The sequence below is a fragment of the Peribacillus sp. V2I11 genome (assembly GCF_030817135.1).
Classification (GTDB): Bacteria; Bacillota; Bacilli; order Bacillales; family DSM-1321; genus Peribacillus; species Peribacillus simplex.
Genome location: NZ_JAUSYW010000001.1, coordinates 563386 through 580853 on the forward strand (window position 1 = coordinate 563386; position 17468 = coordinate 580853).

Annotated in this window: 16 protein-coding genes; 1 reads left to right on the top strand and 15 read right to left on the bottom strand. The window is 40.5% G+C overall.

Annotated features, from left to right (window positions below; genetic code table 11):
• Positions 1-13 precede the first annotated feature (13 nt).
• From rny to QFZ73_RS02735, 15 genes are all read right to left on the bottom strand, one after another.
• Positions 14-1573, bottom strand: a complete 1560-nt coding sequence (gene rny, locus QFZ73_RS02665) for a ribonuclease Y (RefSeq protein ID WP_063231807.1) — start codon at positions 1571-1573, stop codon at positions 14-16.
• A gap of 352 nt (positions 1574-1925) precedes the next feature.
• Complete coding sequence (recA, locus tag QFZ73_RS02670; protein WP_307262637.1) at positions 1926-2972, bottom strand: recombinase RecA; 1047 nt, start codon at positions 2970-2972, stop codon at positions 1926-1928.
• A 346-nt stretch (positions 2973-3318) separates the two neighbouring features.
• Complete coding sequence (locus QFZ73_RS02675; protein ID WP_307262640.1) at positions 3319-4551, bottom strand: competence/damage-inducible protein A; 1233 nt, start codon at positions 4549-4551, stop codon at positions 3319-3321.
• A gap of 22 nt (positions 4552-4573) precedes the next feature.
• Complete coding sequence (gene pgsA / locus QFZ73_RS02680) at positions 4574-5158, bottom strand: CDP-diacylglycerol--glycerol-3-phosphate 3-phosphatidyltransferase (RefSeq protein WP_034313524.1); 585 nt, start codon at positions 5156-5158, stop codon at positions 4574-4576.
• Between the two features lie 164 nt (positions 5159-5322).
• Positions 5323-6222 (bottom strand): helix-turn-helix domain-containing protein, encoded by a 900-nt coding sequence (locus QFZ73_RS02685; RefSeq protein WP_251428024.1) that lies wholly within the window; start codon positions 6220-6222, stop codon positions 5323-5325.
• A gap of 17 nt (positions 6223-6239) precedes the next feature.
• Positions 6240-7031, bottom strand: coding sequence for a DUF3388 domain-containing protein (locus QFZ73_RS02690; RefSeq protein WP_034313530.1), 792 nt, complete (start codon positions 7029-7031; stop codon positions 6240-6242).
• A gap of 241 nt (positions 7032-7272) precedes the next feature.
• Positions 7273-7530, bottom strand: a complete 258-nt coding sequence (locus QFZ73_RS02695; RefSeq protein WP_251428021.1) for a DUF3243 domain-containing protein — start codon at positions 7528-7530, stop codon at positions 7273-7275.
• Positions 7531-7609: 79 nt separating this feature from the next.
• A complete protein-coding gene (ymfI, locus tag QFZ73_RS02700) occupies positions 7610-8335 on the bottom strand; it encodes an elongation factor P 5-aminopentanone reductase (RefSeq protein WP_307262650.1) in 726 nt (241 codons plus the stop codon).
• An 18-nt stretch (positions 8336-8353) separates the two neighbouring features.
• Positions 8354-9640 (bottom strand): EF-P 5-aminopentanol modification-associated protein YfmH, encoded by a 1287-nt coding sequence (gene yfmH, locus QFZ73_RS02705; RefSeq protein ID WP_251428015.1) that lies wholly within the window; start codon positions 9638-9640, stop codon positions 8354-8356.
• Entirely contained in the window at positions 9640-10920 is a 1281-nt protein-coding gene (yfmF, locus tag QFZ73_RS02710) for an EF-P 5-aminopentanol modification-associated protein YfmF (protein ID WP_307262653.1), read from the bottom strand. Before yfmF ends, yfmH begins: the two co-directional genes overlap by 1 nt.
• A 210-nt stretch (positions 10921-11130) precedes the next feature.
• Positions 11131-12090 (bottom strand): ABC transporter permease, encoded by a 960-nt coding sequence (locus QFZ73_RS02715; protein ID WP_307262656.1) that lies wholly within the window; start codon positions 12088-12090, stop codon positions 11131-11133.
• A complete protein-coding gene (locus QFZ73_RS02720) occupies positions 12091-13134 on the bottom strand; it encodes an ABC transporter permease (RefSeq protein ID WP_307262658.1) in 1044 nt (347 codons plus the stop codon).
• On the bottom strand, positions 13127-14662 hold the full coding sequence (locus QFZ73_RS02725; RefSeq protein ID WP_307262662.1) for an ABC transporter ATP-binding protein: 1536 nt from the start codon (positions 14660-14662) through the stop codon (positions 13127-13129). The genes QFZ73_RS02720 and QFZ73_RS02725 overlap by 8 nt, the downstream gene beginning before the upstream one ends.
• Before the next feature lie 210 nt (positions 14663-14872).
• Positions 14873-15970 carry a BMP family lipoprotein gene (locus tag QFZ73_RS02730; RefSeq protein WP_307262665.1) on the bottom strand — a complete coding sequence of 366 codons (1098 nt, stop codon included), beginning with the start codon at positions 15968-15970 and terminating at the stop codon, positions 14873-14875.
• 160 nt (positions 15971-16130) lie between these two features.
• On the bottom strand, positions 16131-16856 hold the full coding sequence (locus QFZ73_RS02735) for a GntR family transcriptional regulator (RefSeq protein ID WP_283917434.1): 726 nt from the start codon (positions 16854-16856) through the stop codon (positions 16131-16133).
• A gap of 303 nt (positions 16857-17159) precedes the next feature.
• Between QFZ73_RS02735 and QFZ73_RS02740 the strand changes: the two genes are divergently transcribed.
• Positions 17160-17459, top strand: coding sequence for a DUF6509 family protein (locus QFZ73_RS02740; RefSeq protein WP_307262671.1), 300 nt, complete (start codon positions 17160-17162; stop codon positions 17457-17459).
• Positions 17460-17468: the final 9 nt, after the last annotated feature.

The window sequence follows — 17468 nt, forward strand, 5'->3', positions numbered from 1 at the left end:
CTTTCATTAACAATTATTTGGCGTATTCGACTGCCCTTGTTTCACGGATGACCGTGACTTTTATATGACCTGGGTAATCGAGCTCCTCTTCAATCCTTTTCCGGATATCACGTGCGAGTCGATGGGCCGAAAGATCATCGATCTGTTCTGGTTTCACTAGAATCCGTACTTCTCGTCCGGCTTGAATCGCAAAAGATTTTTCCACTCCATCATAGGATTCAGAAATTTCCTCAAGTTTTTCAAGTCTTCTAATGTAATTTTCAAGCGTTTCACTTCTAGCTCCCGGTCTTGCAGCTGATAATGCATCAGCGGCAGCCACAAGCACTGAAATGATGGAAGTTGGTTCCGTATCGCCATGATGTGAAGCGATGCTGTTAATGACAGTTGGATGCTCTTTATATTTGGTTGCTAATTCAACGCCAATTTCAACGTGACTGCCTTCCACTTCATGATCGATCGCTTTCCCAATATCATGCAATAAACCTGCACGGCGGGCAAGAACTTCATCCTCACCAAGCTCAGCGGCCAGTAAACCTGAAAGCTGGGCCACTTCAATTGAATGTTTAAGTACGTTTTGCCCATAACTGGTACGGAACTTCAAACGTCCTAGTATTTTGATGAGATCTGGATGGAGACCGTGAACTCCAACTTCAAAAGTTGTTTGCTCACCAATTTCACGAATATGTTCATCTACCTCACGTCTTGCTTTGTCAACCATTTCTTCAATGCGGGCCGGATGGATCCGTCCGTCCTGAACAAGTTTCTCAAGAGCCAAGCGTGCCGTTTCCCGTCTAATTGGATCGAATCCAGATAAAATGACAGCTTCAGGAGTATCATCAATAATAAGGTCAATACCTGTTAGCGTTTCTAACGTCCGGATATTTCGTCCTTCACGTCCGATTATCCGTCCTTTCATTTCATCGTTTGGAAGATTTACTACAGAAACGGTGGTTTCTGCAACATGATCAGCCGCACAACGCTGAATGGCAAGAGAAAGGACTTCTTTTGCTTTTTTATCAGCTTCTTCTTTGGCACGGGTATCACTTTCTTTAATCATAAGCGCTACATCGTGAGCCAGCTCGTTTTCCATTCGGTCTATAATGATTGCTTTAGCTTCTTCACGAGTTAAACCGGAAACACGTTCAAGCTCTGTTTGCTGCTTACGAACCGTCTCGTCCACTTTGCTTTCCATCTCTTCAATATGCTGTTGTCTTTGGTTTAGAGAATCTTCTTTTTTCTCCAAAAGGCTTTCACGTTTGTCTAACGTTTCATCCTTGCGGTCCAGATTCTCTTCTCTTTGCAATAACCGATTTTCTTGTTTTTGTAATTCGTTCCTTCTTTCACGGGCTTCCCGATCCGAATCGGCACGAACTTTATGAATTTCATCTTTTGCTTCCAACAAGGCTTCTTTCTTAAGTGCTTCCGCTTCACGTTTTGCATCCTCAAGGATGTGTTCTGCAGAGCCCTTTGCCCCTGCTATTTTACTCTCAAATTTTGATTTGTGAATAAAATAACCAACAACTGCACCGACGATTAGGCCAAGCAAAGTGAAGATGATTGTCATGGGTTCCATCGTTTCACCTCCCCTTGCTATGAACTTTTTACATAAAATGTTGAACTGTCGGCAAGTACATTGCACATAAATTCAATATACAGCACTTAATTTTCAAAATTTTAGTTTGAAAAATTGTAAAATATACATATTAATTGTATAGTTGAGAATTTTTATTGTCAAGCGTTTGTCCCTTATGTATCAATGATTATTCAAGTTTTCTTAATATCAACCATCATAATGTACAGCATTCATTATGGAAGAAGTCTTTAAATCTGATTTCATTGCCATTTAATCCTCTCAAAATTTCGCACTTTCTCAAAATATATTGAAAAGGCCTAAGCGAACAAGCTTAGGCCTTTTCCAAATACCATTAATCAAGCAATTCAAAATGCTCTTCTGGTTCATTTTCTTCTGGTGGTAATTCATGCTCTCCATCGAGATTATAGTGATCTCTGATTTTCTGAGAAATTTCCTGAGCGATATCCTGATTTTCTTTCAAGAACAGCTTCGCATTTTCGCGGCCTTGTCCGACACGCTCTTCATTGTATGAATACCACGAGCCGCTTTTAAGGACGATATCAAGATCTGCACCCATATCGATGATTTCACCTTCCTGGGAAATCCCTTGACCATACATGATGTCAACTTCCGCTTGACGGAATGGTGGAGCAACCTTGTTCTTTACAACTTTGATTTTGGTTTTATTACCGACAATTTCATTTCCTTGTTTTAGTTGTTCCGCACGGCGCACTTCCAGACGAACAGTTGAATAGAACTTCAATGCCCGGCCTCCCGGAGTCGTTTCAGGATTCCCAAACATAACACCGATTTTTTCACGGACTTGGTTAATGAAAATGGCAATGGTATTTGATTTATTAATGGCACCAGACAGTTTTCTTAGTGCCTGGGACATCATCCGGGCTTGAAGACCCATATGGGAATCTCCCATTTCGCCTTCGATTTCAGCTTTAGGAACAAGTGCTGCCACCGAGTCAATGACAATGATATCCACCGCTCCACTTCGAACTAACGCTTCAGCGATCTCTAAGGCTTGTTCACCCGTATCAGGCTGTGAAAGCAGTAACTCATCGATATTCACACCAAGTTTTTCTGAATATGCTGGATCTAAGGCATGCTCGGCATCAATGAATGCAGCCGTGCCGCCAGTCTTTTGTACTTCTGCAATAGCATGTAATGCAACAGTCGTTTTACCGGAGCTTTCAGGTCCATATATCTCAATGACCCGGCCTCTTGGATATCCGCCCACTCCCAATGCTACGTCCAATGCTAAAGAACCGCTTGAAATCGTTGAAATCCTACGATCAGTCTGTTCCCCAAGTTTCATAATGGAACCTTTACCAAATTGTTTTTCAATTTGTTTTAACGCCATATCTAAAGCCGCTTGACGATCACTCACTCAATTTCCTCCTCTATATTCAAATAATCGGCTGTCCGATTAAAGGTGTACTTACGTTAGCAATTATTTGAGATCAAGGTTTGTATCCTGTCTCAAAACCTATCTTTACTATATACTCTTTTTACTATTTTGCCAAGCAAAAAGTCGAACATTCATTCGTTTTTTCTGTCGGGATATTCTTTGTAAAAAAGCGTTTTATCATAAGGAAAACCCCATTTCATTTCACTTACTCCCTAAAAAAAACATTTTCATTGAATTAACTTTTTTCTTTTTTCCCTATTTTTCAAGAAACAAACTTCTCAGACCAAATAAAAAGCAGAGCTGTAAAAAGCCCTGCTTTTAGCGATTATAAATCCCTTAATAGGTAGTGACAGCCGTACTTCACACTCCGAATACGGTTTTGCGCCCTGCTTCCGGAAAGATTCAACTCCTTGAAATGAGTGTTCCCATCCCGATAGGAAATGCCAATAAATACTGTCCCTACAGGCTTTCCTTCTTGTTCATCCGGCCCTGCAACACCCGTAAAGCTTATGCCTACATCCGCATCGAGCTTGCTCCGGACATTAGAGGCCATTTCCATTGCACACTCACCACTGACCACCCCATGCTCAGATATCGTATCATCACTGACGCCGAGGACATTCGACTTCGCATCATTCGTATAGCAGACAATTCCGCCTTTGAATACTTTACCGGCACCCGGGATGGTTGTCAGCTGTTCTTGGAACATCCCTCCGGTCAAGCTTTCAGCTGCCGCGATTGAAAGCTTGCGGACCGTTAATTCTTTTACAAGTTCCTTTATTAGCGAAGTATTATCACTTCCATAGTGGAACTTACCGACCCTGCTGAGAATTTCTTTTTCCGCTTCTAGAATAAGCTCTTCGCATTTTTCTTTAGAAGAGTCTTTAGCGGTGATCCTTAACGTCACTTCCCCTTCGGCTGCCAGCGGAGCAATTGTCGGATTCGTTTGATTGACAAGGAGATCTTCAATAACCGTTTCCAGTTCGGCTTCACCTATACCGTAGAACCGAAGAACCTTGGAATCGATCCGTTCATGCTTTTCCAATTTATTCATGATCTTTTCATAACCATAACTTAAAAACATTGGCTCCATTTCACTTGGTGGACCAGGTAGAAGCATATATGTAATCCCAGATTTGGACAAGACCATTCCCGGTGCCATGCCATGATCGTTTGCCAACACTTCACTGCCTTCTAAGACAAGGGCCTGCTTTTTGTTGTTTTCCGTCATCGGCCGTTCCCGTTTTTGAAAGTAAGCTTCAATGGATTGCAAAGCTTCATCATTAAAAACGAGCTTTTTCCCTATATGGCGAGCAATCGTTTCTTTCGTTAAATCATCTTTGGTAGGACCAAGTCCACCGGTAAAGACAATCAAGTTCGCCCTCGATTCAGCGATTTCTATAGCTTGTTGTAATCGGCGGTCGTTATCCCCGACCACAGTATGGTAAAAAACGTTGATCCCCATTTCCGCAAACTGCTGCGATAAGAATCTTCCATTAGTGTTATTGATTTGTCCTAAAAGAAGCTCTGAGCCCACTGCAATGATTTCTGCATCCATCTTTTCAAAACCACCATTCGTTTTACTTTGAATTAACAAATACTTCTTTGTTTTTTATAAAATAATCCAAACCTGACCAGATTGTAAAGATTAATGCAATCCATAATGCGATATTAGCAAATGGAAGTGAAATGAGGGCAAAAGGAAGGTTATGCAGCAATAATGCCGAAATAGAAACAATTTGTGCCCATGTTTTAATTTTACCAAGCTGGTTCGCTGCAACCACTTCCCCTGTACCCGCTAACACCAGACGCAATCCGGTGACTGCAAACTCGCGACTTATGATAACGATGGCAATCCAAGATTGACCGTACATTAAATCTAGATCAACCAAAACGATTAAGGCAGCCGAAACCAGAAGTTTATCAGCCAATGGATCTAAAAATTTCCCTAAATCAGTAATCATATTATATTTTCTGGCAAAATGGCCATCGATCCAATCCGTAGTGGAAGCGATAATAAAGAGGATGGCTCCAGCTAAGTGCGCCACTGGCAAACTGTATTCTCCCCAAGTCAGCGTCCCCCATGAAAAAGGAACGAGCATGATGATTAAAAACACTGGTATTAAACAGATTCTTGCTACTGTAATCTTATTAGGCAGATTCAAAACTTTTACCTCCAAAATTCACGCCTGCCATTTGGGCAATGCGTCTTAGATCTAAATAATGCTTATATGTATAATTTTACTCAAAATCCAATCTTATATGCCGGGTAAACCATTTCCCGCCGCCTTACTATTATATAGAGCAAAAATAGTCATCTATAAGATGACTATTCGGCTTTCGTAAATTGTATCGTAACCAATTGCGTATTCACTTCAGTCGGTGAAATGGAATACTCCAGCTTCTCATCATTCACATAAATCTCAGTTTCATATGCTCTGCCTATATTGATGACAGCTTCTTTTTCATTGGTGAAATCAATTTCCTGGCTTTTGTCCTTGTCGATAGTGCCCTGGAAAAGCAATTTACCTTCACCATTTTTTATGCCGACCCATGGTGAGCCTTTGGAGGTCACCTTTAATTTAAAGGTATCGGTATTTTTTAATTCATACGTACTATTTTTACCGCTGGAACTGGTGACGGCAAGTTTTTGCTCTTTCTTTTCATCTTTGACAACTGCATCATCTTCATTCTTCTCATCAGATGAATCTGATTTTTCTTCATTCTGTTTTTGGTCTGCATTCCCTTTTTCTTCGTTAAACCCATCACTTTTATTGTAGCCCACGGCTTCATTCTCTTTAGCGTTCTTTTTATCATCATTATCCGGGTTACTCATATAGTTCGATACCAGTACCCATATCAAAACGGCCGCACCAATTACTAAAACGACAGCCAATATCTTCGGTAACATTTCTACAACCTTTGAATCTCCTGCGGGTATAGTTTTCCGGGATTGTACCCTTGAAAGCTGTTCTGGCAATTCCTCGCTATAGACCGATGGTATTTCACTCTTATATTGTTCGAAAATCTCTTCTGAATCCAGTCCGACCGCTTCACAATATTGCTTTATGAATGCCCGTACATAGAACTTTCCAGGCATCATACTGTAATTTCCCTCTTCAATGCCAATGAGGTAACGCTTTTGAATCTTTGTTAATTCCTGCAAATCTTCTAAGCCAAGACCTTTGGCTTCCCTAGCTTCCTTTAATCGATTACCTAACTCAGTCAAATAAAACACCTGCCATTTTAAAAGTCAAAGGAACCAAAATCGGACCCTGAAAACTGGTCTTTTTGGTCGACAACTTCATATGTTATTTCTTCTTCAGGATTATTTCGCAATTCAATAATATAATCAAAGTCTTCGAGGGTATACTCCGTATTTTGGACAAAAACATCCGGATGTTCGATTACTTTGACAGCATCAAGCCTCATTATTTCGCGGATCAACTGCCAATGACGCTCATTTGCACGGCGAGTGGAAACAATTCCATCTAAAATGAACAAATTATCATTATTATATTCATCCTCAATGAGCTGACTGCGGATAGTCTGCTTTAAAAGGGTCGATGACACAAACAACCATCTCTTATTAGCACATACACTCGAGGCTACGATAGATTCAGTTTTCCCGACACGAGGCATCCCTCGTATCCCAATTAATTTATGACCTTCCTGTTTAAATAGCTCGGCCAGGAAATCGACAAGCAAGCCTAGTTCATCACGAACAAACCTAAAGGTGTTTTTCTCATCGGCATCGCGCTGAATATAACGTCCATGCCTGACTGCGAGGCGATCACGCAATTTAGGTTCCCTAAGCTTAATGACCTTTATCGTATCCATCGTCCTGAGGATTGACTCGAATCTTTCTATATTACGGCTGTCTTTCGCCAACAAAAGTAAACCACGCCTGCCTTCATCGACCCCGTTAATGGTGATGATATTAATGGAAAGCATACCCAGAAGGGATGAAATATCCCCTAATAAACCAGGACGGTTGACTTGAATTTCATATTCAAAATACCATTCTTTATTATCCACGATAACACTCCTTAAGCCTAAAAGCTTTTACCCTACTCAAGGGCAAAAAACTTATCCATCGTAAATTTCAAGGTCTGAACACTTTAATATTAATTGTCTAGCTTCTATAATATAGCATTTCGTGATAAGTTAAAAGGAAAAACCCTAGAAAAATATTCATTTTTATATAAGAGGATAAATAATCATCCACTTCAATCCAAAAGGCCCTGTTAATTAATAACAGGGCCTTTGGATTGATATTTTACCTCGTTCCATTGTTCTCGACTAACTTGACCATGACATTTGCCATGGCATGTTTTTCTTCATCGCTTGCGACCGACCAAAGATCAGCAAGCACTTTCTCTTGATCATTCTGGGGCTCAACCTGATTAGCCAGGTAATCACCGATTTCGAAAGCCAAGTTGTTAACAGCACTTTCTGACAAACCTTGTTGTTCACCTTGATTTAATCTGTCGCCTAAGAAATTTTTCCATTGATCCCAATTGTCCAGTACAGACATGTATGGTCACCCTTTCCTTCAAAATAGTACATAGATATTTTGTGAAGGAACCGAGAAAATTATACATGTCTAAAAAAAATCATGTGTACCATCCGCCATTTACGCCTAAGATTTGCCCGGTTATATAAGACGACTTGTCGGAAAGCAAATAATATACGGCCTCGGCAACTTCTTTGGAATGCCCCATCCTGCCCATCGGGATATCGCCTTTGATGATCTCCAGATCTTCTGCACTGAATGATTCGAGCATGGAAGTGGAAATCGCACCGGGGGCAACGGCATTCACCCGGATTCCATTAAGCGATACTTCTTTGCTAAGCGCCTTGATAAAAGCATTTTGACTGCCCTTGACCATAGAATATAATACTTCACAAGATGCACCTGTCTGCCCCCAAATCGATGTGACCGCAACGATGGCAGCCTGTTCTTGGTACATAAGCTTTGGAAGAAGTTCCTTTGTTAATTGGAAAGGGCTCGTTACATGCAGCTGGACCATTTCATTAACGATTGTCTCATCCATGTCCGATATAAGCCCATAATAGCTATTGCCACTATTAAGGACGATTGCATGGAGGGCAAAAATACTTTCCGCCAATTTCTTGTAGCCGTACGGTGCAGCCAAATCCGCTTGAACCGGAATAAGTTCGACTTGATGAGGCTTCAGTTCTTCAATCAGTTCAAGTATCGCTTCTTCATTGCTGTTATAATGTAAATAAAGTGAGTAATTCTCCTCGGCGAGCTTAATAGCGATTTCCCTGCCGATTCCTCCACTGGCTCCAGTAATAAGGGCAAAACGTTTCCCCACATTCCCGCCCCCTTTATATTATTTAGGAAGTACCTGGCAGACAGTCATCCGTTGATCGGATATTAAGTCCTTGGCAACCTCCCTGATATCTTCGATCGTTAGTTTTTCCAATACTGATACAACATCGAACAAGTTCATGTCATTGAATGCATATCTGGTGAATTGATTCGCTATATATTCCGGCGAATTCAGGGAACGAAGGAAAGAACCTATTTTTTTCTTGATTGTCCTTTGCAGGCTTTCTTCATTCAGGCCGGTTCCAGCTTTTGATTTTTGCAGGATACCAAATAAAGACTCCGTCAACTCATCAGGTTTGCCACTGTCCCCGCCAATTAACGCAAACCCAAAACCTTGTTCCTGTGTATAATCATAAGAGAAGCTTTGATCGATCAACCCTTCCTCATATAGCTCCTCATGCAAAGGTGAACTCTTGCCAAACAGCATTTCCAAATAAATATTGGTCGCCAATTCCCTTTTCAAAAGCTGTAAACCGGATTGGTGCACATTGATGGCCTTGATGCCCAGCATCACTTTTGGTGTCTGGACATTCATCCTTAAGACTTCCTTTTCCTTGGCAACGGTTTCCGGCTCTTCGTCAAATTTACGTTCCACTTCAGGTTGTTCCTTGTACCCTTTATTATTTTGATTATCCCGAATCAGTTTCATGGTACTTTCGACATCTACCGGTCCTACAACGAAAAGGAGCATGTTGCTAGGATGATAAAACGTATTATAACATTCATAAAGCATATCCTTCGTAATATCTGCAATGGATTCCACAGTACCGGCAATATCGATTTTCACTGGATGCTGATGATACATATTGGCTATCGTCCCGAAATATAATCGCCAGTCTGAATTATCATCATACATATTGATTTCCTGCCCAATGATTCCTTTTTCCTTCTCTACCGTCTTTTCCGAAAAGTAAGGATCCTGGACAAAGTCAATTAAGGTAGTTAGATTCCTATCGAAATCGGACGTGCTGGAAAATAAATAAGCTGTACGAGTGAAAGAAGTAAAGGCATTTGCAGATGCTCCCTGCTTTGAAAATTGCTGAAAAACATCACCATCTTCCTTTTCAAATAGCTTATGTTCAAGAAAATGGGCAATCCCATCGGGTACTTTAGAGAATTCCGTTTCATTCAATGGTTTGAAATGGTTGTCGATTGAACCATAATTCGTCGTGAAAGTCGCAAATGATTTATTGAACCCACTTTTCGGAAGAATATATACTTCGAGACCATTATCCATTTTTTCATGGAAAAGTTCTTCTTTCAATTGAGTGAATGCTATTTTTTCCATTACCCTTGCACCTCCGCTTCCGTTAAGAAATAAATCGTATCAAGCTGAATCTTTTGACCAACTGCAATGATTTCTTCCTTTGTCGCCCGCTCTGTTTTTGCAAACCACTCGTCGAGTGATATATCCTGCCCGGAAACCACATTATGAAATAAAATTTCCACAAGGCCTCTCGAAACGTCAATGGTTTCAAGGAGTTGGTTCTTAACGACCGCCTTTGTCTGTGCCAGTTCTTCTTCGGAAAAGTTCCCTTGTTTCATTTCCTTCATTTGTGCATGAATGATATCCAATGCCTGCTTGTAGTTGGCATTTTCAATTCCGGCCATGACCATTAAAAGTCCTTTATGACTTTCGAGCCTTGAAGCTGCATAATAAGCAAGGCTGGCTTTCTCCCTGACATTAATGAAAAGTTTCGAATGTGAAAAGCCACCAAAAATCCCATTGAATAGCTGAAGAGCATAATAATCCGGATCACCGTATGCAACTTGGGTTCGATAACCGATATTCAATTTCCCTTGTTTCACATCCGAATTCTCAATGATTTCTTTTTCCTTCTCCACTACCTTGCCCGTCTTCCTTGGCAGTCTCACAGGCACTCGTTCTTGCAACGACACATACTTGTCAGCTAGGGCCTCCACTTCCGATTCATCGATGTCACCGATTACATATAAATCGATTTCATCCTCCGTCAGCATTTTTTTATAATAGGCGAAAAGGGACTCTGGAGTTATCGTTTCCAAGTCTTGAAGATTACCGCTCGCTTCTAAAGCATATGGTTCGTTTTTGCACATTTCCTCTACAAGGCGTGTAGCTGAATATCGCATTTTGTCGTCGGAAATGGATTGAATCCGCTGTTTTAAAGAACGGATTTCATTGGAAACCGTTTTAGAGTCAAAGGCTTCGCCGTTCTTCTTCGGATTAAAGATCACCTCTGATAATAGCCCAAAAGCCTTTTCGAGAAGCGGGGTTGAATCACTAAGGAATTTTTCATTTACGATATCGATCGTAAAACTTATGATTTGATATTCTCCTTTTTTAGCTACATCGACATAAAACCCTGCTCCATATAAATCATCAAGATAAGATCGAAGCTCGGGTGTTGTAGGATATTTACTTGTATTGCTTTGTAACACATAGGGCAGCAATGCACGATATGTAACGTCCTCTTTTGTCAACGGGGCTTTCATCTTCAGCACGAGAGTATTCGTTTTATATTTATCCGTCCGGACCACATGAAGCTTGTAGCCGCTTTTTTCCGTAATTGTATCGGAAGCAATAGACATGAATAATCCTCCTCATTATATAAATCACCTTTATTAGCTTATTGTTTGTAGATTGGAACCCTTTTAAACATCTACTTAAAATATACATGTGAAAGGAAAAATCATGCAAGTTACAGCTACTTTTTTTGGGTTTTCACCAGCTCACCATCACTTACTGCTCAATCTCAAAGGAAAAAACCGGCCAGCGCAATTTGCTGACCGGTTAAATACTTATCTTTTCCCTTTGATGTATGGCTGTCCGGATGCTTTTGGAGCATCTGCACGTCCAATGAAACCAGTTAGTGCAATGATCGTCAAGATATATGGCATAATCAATAAGAAAACGGACGGTATGTCTTTTATGAACGGAAGGCTGGAACCGACGATGCTTAAACTTTGTGCCAAACCAAAGAATAACGCAGCTCCCATTGCTCCAAGCGGGTTCCATTTACCGAAAATCATCGCGGCAATGGCCATGAAACCTTGTCCATTGATGGTCGTATGACTAAAGTCATTCGCAAATAAAGTCGCATGGATAGCTCCCCCGATACCCGCAAAGGCTCCTGATAGAAGGACAGCTTGATAACGGATCTTGGTCACATTTACACCCATTGTATCAGCAGCCATCGGGTGCTCCCCTACAGAACGGAGGCGAAGTCCAAATGGTGTTTTAAAAATGATATACCAAACGAAAATTGCCACAATAATTGCCAGATAAGCAATATAGTAGCCGTTCGAGAACAATATTGGACCTATAAAAGGGATATCACTTAGCAAAGGAATATCTATCCTCGGGAAAGTTTCGGTGATAATATCCGTTTGCCCTTTATCATAAATCTTCTTAACAAGAAATAAGGTAAGCCCAACTGCCAATAAGTTTATAGCCACCCCGCTTACGGTTTGATCTGCGCGGAATGTTATGGACGCGACTGCATGTAGCGCTGAAAATAGCAACGCAGCAATCATGGCGCCTAAAACAGAAAGCCATGGTGTCCAGGCCCCCAATACATCTGCATACATTAAGTTAAAAACTATTCCTGTGAAGGCTCCAATTACCATTAGCCCTTCCAGCCCTATATTGATAATACCAGATCGTTCAGAAAATACACCACCAAGCGCAGTGAAAATCAGCGGGGCAGCGTAAGCAATCATGGACGGAATGATGATTTGTAGCACTTGATAAAAGTCCACTTATTTCGCCCCCTTCTTAAAGCGTTGCACAATCCAGCGGATAAAATAGCTGGATGCAACAAAAAATATAATCAATGCAATGACAATATCAACAATTTCACTTGGAATACCTGTCTGTAATGGCATATTGATTGCCCCTGCTTTAAGTCCACCGAACAAGAAAGCTGCCAGGACAACCCCGATTGCTGAGTTGGCTCCTAATAAGGCAACGGCTATCCCATCAAACCCGATTCCCGTAAATCCACCTTTTATGGCTGCATAACCAAAAGTCCCCAGACCTTCCATTGCTCCAGCCAAACCTGCAAATGCACCTGAAATGACCATGGATAGAATGATATTTTTGTTTACGCTCATTCCGGAATACTCGGAAGCCTGCTGATTAAATCCAACAGCTTTCAACTCGAAACCGGTCTTTGTCTTTTCCAAGATGAACCACATAATGAATACACAGATAATCGCTATAAAGATTCCCCAATGAAGTCGGGAGAAATCTGTTAAACTCTCAAAAAATGGCGAGCGAAGGGATGCAGTTTCAGCAATCCGTTCCGTTTTGTCCTGATTATCGGAAATAACGTTTTGTATTAAGTAATTGGTTACATACAAAGCCGTGTAATTTAGCATGATGGATACAATTACTTCATGCACGCGGAATTTAGCCTTCAAATACCCTGGAATAAAGGCCCAAAGCGATCCAGCTATAGCTCCTGCAAGTATTGCTAATGGTAAGTGGATGATTTTCGGGAAATCAAAAGCGACCCCAACCCAAACTGCTGCAAGCCAGCCAACTATTAATTGACCTTCAACTCCAATATTGAACAAACCTGTTCTAAACGCGAAGGCAACGGCTAAACCAGCAAGAATATACGGTATGATTGTTCGTAAAGTTTCGCCTGCATAATAGGAATCGCCAACGATTCCAGCCAACATTGCCCCATATCCTTCAACTGGGTTATATCCACTCACCAACATGATAACTGCCCCAGCAAGCAATCCAAGGATGACAGCAAATAATGGACTCGTTAATTTATTAAAATATTTAGACATGTTCTCTTTCACCTGCTTCCGGACGCTTACTTCCAGCCATTAATAATCCCAATTCCTGTTCTGTCGTTTCTTTAGGATCGACAATCGCAACGATTTCTCCTTCATAAATGACAGCGATTCGATCACTGACATTCATAATTTCATCTAGTTCAAAAGAGATGAGAAGAACGGCTTTACCAGCGTCACGCTGTTCAATCAACCGACGGTGGATAAACTCGATAGCACCGACATCCAACCCACGTGTAGGCTGTGCCGCAATCAATAAATCAGGGTTTCTATCCACTTCTCGACCAATAATTGCTTTTTGCTGATTTCCTCCTGATAGTGCCCGGGCAGGTGTATATTCATCAGGTGTCCTAACATCATATTCTTTAATGATCGTACGAGCCTTATCAAAGATTTTCTTAGCGTGCAAAATGCCGCCTGATGAAAAAGGCTCTTGATAATAAGTTTGCAGTACGATGTTTTCACCAATACTAAAGTCCAGGACAAGCCCATGTTTATGACGATCTTCAGGAATATGCCCTACTCCAGCCTCAGTGATTTTACGAGGTTTCATATTCTGTATCTGTTTTCCGTTCAATGATATAGTTCCAGTGGTCACTTTCTTCAATCCTGTAAGAGCCTCGATAAGTTCGGACTGTCCGTTGCCATCCACTCCGGCAATGCCGATTATTTCACCAGCACGTACAGAAAGGTCAAGGTTATGAACAGCAGATACACCACGGGAATCTTTCACTTCCAGATTCTTCACTTCTAAAACGACTTCTTGAGGATTCGCTATGGATTTATCGGTTTTAAAAACGACATCCCTTCCAACCATTAAACTGGCTAGTTCATCAGGATTTGTTTCTTTTACATTCACTGTCCCAATGCCCTTGCCTTTTCGAATAACCGTGACTCTATCGCAAACTTCCATAATTTCCTTTAACTTATGGGTAATCAGGATAATGGATTTTCCTTCCTTAATAAGGGCTTTCATGATCGTGATCAATTCTTTTATTTCCTGAGGTGTCAATACAGCAGTAGGTTCATCAAAAATCAGAATTTCCGCACCTCGGTACAAGGTTTTCAAGATTTCCACCCTTTGCTGCATCCCAACGGAAATATCAGCAATTTTCGCATCTGGATCCACACTTAAATGGTACCGTTCTGAAAGTTCCCTTACCTCTTCACTCGCTTCCTTTACATTAACCTTTCCATATTTTGATGGTTCTTTTCCAAGAATTATATTTTCAGTAACTGTAAATGGATCTACCAGCATAAAATGCTGATGCACCATTCCAATTCCGAGGTCATTGGCAACACTCGGACTTGTAATCTGAACAACCTGCTCATTCACACGGATTTCTCCCTGCTCTGGCTGATATAATCCGAATAGTACATTCATTAGCGTGGATTTTCCAGCTCCATTTTCGCCTAGCAATGCGTGAATTTCCCCTTTTTTCACCTGAAGGGTTATATTATCATTTGCAATAATACCAGGAAATTCTTTACGGATATTAAGCATCTCAATTACATGTTCCACGTATAATCAACTCCTATAGAAATGAGGATTCTGATACCTAACTAGGAGATATTGATAGATTCCTAATAGTTTTCATTTGGTTTTTTTCATAAAAAACCAAATGAAAAACTACAAAAATTGTCATAGTCTTTCATTCGGTTTTTCATCCATAAGAAAAAGGATTCGAAGGCCTTCAACAGGCCTTCTTATTCCTTTTCATTTCTGACTGAATTATTTAAATCCTAATTCCTTTAATTCTTTTTCAGTACCAGGAGTTTTTTGTTCGCCAGATTTAATTTTTTCCACGTATTCATTAACCGCTTTTAATGATTCTTCGGTTACATTTTCTTGAGATTCCGAAATCATGATCCCGTTTTCTTCAAGACCGTATTCAATCGTTTCTCCACCAGGAAATTTACCCTCTTTTGTCTTTTTCGCTAAATCCTGAACTGCAACATCTACACGTTTTACCATTGAAGTCAAAGTAACATTATAATCCTTGCCATCAACTTTCAATGCGCCTTCTTCTTTTTGGTCACGGTCTACCCCGATAACCCAAATGTCTTTTTTAGGTTCTTTTTTCTTCAATTCTTTAGCAGAAGTGAATACACCGTTTCCTGTTCCGCCAGCTGCTTGGTAAATGATATCAATTCCAGAAGAATACATGTTATTTGCGATTTGCTGTCCTTTTGCTGCATCTCCAAATGACCCTGCATATTGCGCTGTAATTTTCGCATCCGGATTTACTGATAGGACACCAGCCTTAAAGCCTACTTCAAACTTCTTGATTAGTTCGGAATCCACACCGCCGATGAAACCTACTTTATCCGATTTAGTCTGTAAACCAGCAATAACGCCCACTAGGAATGATCCTTGTTGCTCTTTAAAAACGATGCTTGCAACATTATCTTGTTTAACAACGCTGTCAACGATTGCAAATTGAGATTTAGGACGCTGTGTTGCCACCTCATCAACCGATTCCGCTAATGCGTACCCAATCGCATAGATAATATTATAATTTTCTTTAACAAGTGTATTTAGGTTCGTCGTATACTCAGAATCTGATTTTGACTGAATGTAATTATAGCCGTCTTTACCTTTTTCCAATCCATTGTCTTTACCAAAAGCTTGAAGACCTTCCCAAGCAGATTGGTTGAAGGATTTGTCATCGATACCGCCAATATCGGTAACCATCGATACAGTGAAGTTATCTTTGTCTTTCCCATTTGAGGATTCTTTATCATCATTCTCTGAATTACCACATGCCCCCAATAGCGTACCGGCTGCAAGAACAAGTGAAAGAGCTAGACCTAATTTGCGCTTTTTCAATTTTCATCCCCCTAATATACATTGTTTTTTGAGCAGGAATGTTCTGAAAAGTCATTTATGTTTGCGTTTTCACTTCTCGTTAATTTTTTTTGCATACGTTTGATCGACTTTTACGGAATCGAAACAAACGCTTGCATTCACCCGTATGAAGAGCTAAGGCCTACACACGTTTACGAAGAACATGAAAGCTGAACATATTGGCTTTAAAGTAGTTAACAGAATACAGGATAGGCTGGTCCCAATCATCCAGATGCATCTGCTTTAAAACGAGTAGTGCGGCTTCTGGCGAGCATTTAAGGATAGGAGAAACTTTCTCATGATATCCAATAGGCTCAATCTCTGCTACGGCATGCGTAATTTTCCGATGTGCATCTCTTTCCAAAATATCAAAAAGAGACTCATCATTACGGTCAAAATTTTCTGATAGTATAGATTCAGGAATTTTGTCAATACAGTAGACAACTGGCTCCCCATTCGCTGTCCTTACACGTTCGATGATGACGATGCGTTCATCTGTTGAACAAGAAAACCTGCGTATATCCTCTTCTGTAGGTTCTAGGGCCGTCGAGCTTAAGAAAATCGTACCCGGCTTCATTCCTGCCTCTTCAATCATGTTCGTGACACTTTTTAATTGCTCGATACCTGAAGTGAATCGAGGTTTCGGATTGACGAAAGTCCCAACCCCATGGCGGCGAATGATGATGTTTTCTTCTTCTAAAATTCGCAGCGCTTCTCGAAGTGTCGCCCTACTCACTCCCAACTTTTTTGCAAGATCGAATTCTGAAGGGAATTTTTCATTTTCCTGATAGACTCCAGCTTCAATATCCTGCTTCAGGTAATCAATGACCTGCAAATATAAATGTCGACTATCTGATTTTATTGACATACAGTTTCCCCCAGTAATTTCTTAAGACATCAGACCTCTGATGTTGAATCATTCCTACTAATCGAAAATAATATAACATTTTTTTTGATATAAATAAATAGTGTTTTACTATTTACTATAAAAGAATTTAGGAGAAATTACCCTTCCCTGTGTCTTTCAATCTAGAGAAGGCCGCGGAATTTGTACGATTATTCTCCTAAATCAGATAAATTTTATTTGAAAATGCAAAATGAATGCAGCTATGTTCAAGATACTATTTTCCTGTATAATAGGATTTATCTTCTTTGAAGGGATGTACACAAGATGTTAAAGATTACAGAATACTCGATCGAAAAATTGAATGATCCATTTGGTATTTTGTCCGGGGAACGTTACGAGTTGTTCTTGGATATTGAAGTGCCTGAAGAGGATGAGCTCTTTTCAGAAAATGGTTTATATATCCGCGTGCTTTTTGCCGTGGAAGAACAAATAGGCAAATTGATTAAATATGATATTTTTGAAAAAGGGAACGAAGCCGCACTCGAATTCGATTTAGAAGAAGATGAAGAAGCGATGATTACCGACTTCTGCCTTAAACATTTAGACGAGGCGATGAATAATTAAAAAACCGGG

Coding starts and splice junctions, on each gene's coding strand:
- yfmF (WP_307262653.1), bottom strand. CDS start 10,920: ATGTCTATTGCTTCCGATACAATTACGGAAAAAAGCGGCTACAAGCTT.
- QFZ73_RS02675 (WP_307262640.1), bottom strand. CDS start 4,551: ATGGATGCAGAAATCATTGCAGTGGGCTCAGAGCTTCTTTTAGGACAA.
- yfmH (WP_251428015.1), bottom strand. CDS start 9,640: ATGGAAAAAATAGCATTCACTCAATTGAAAGAAGAACTTTTCCATGAA.
- QFZ73_RS02695 (WP_251428021.1), bottom strand. CDS start 7,530: ATGTCTGTACTGGACAATTGGGATCAATGGAAAAATTTCTTAGGCGAC.
- QFZ73_RS02740 (WP_307262671.1), top strand. CDS start 17,160: ATGTTAAAGATTACAGAATACTCGATCGAAAAATTGAATGATCCATTT.
- QFZ73_RS02720 (WP_307262658.1), bottom strand. CDS start 13,134: ATGTCTAAATATTTTAATAAATTAACGAGTCCATTATTTGCTGTCATC.
- QFZ73_RS02735 (WP_283917434.1), bottom strand. CDS start 16,856: ATGTCAATAAAATCAGATAGTCGACATTTATATTTGCAGGTCATTGAT.
- rny (WP_063231807.1), bottom strand. CDS start 1,573: ATGGAACCCATGACAATCATCTTCACTTTGCTTGGCCTAATCGTCGGT.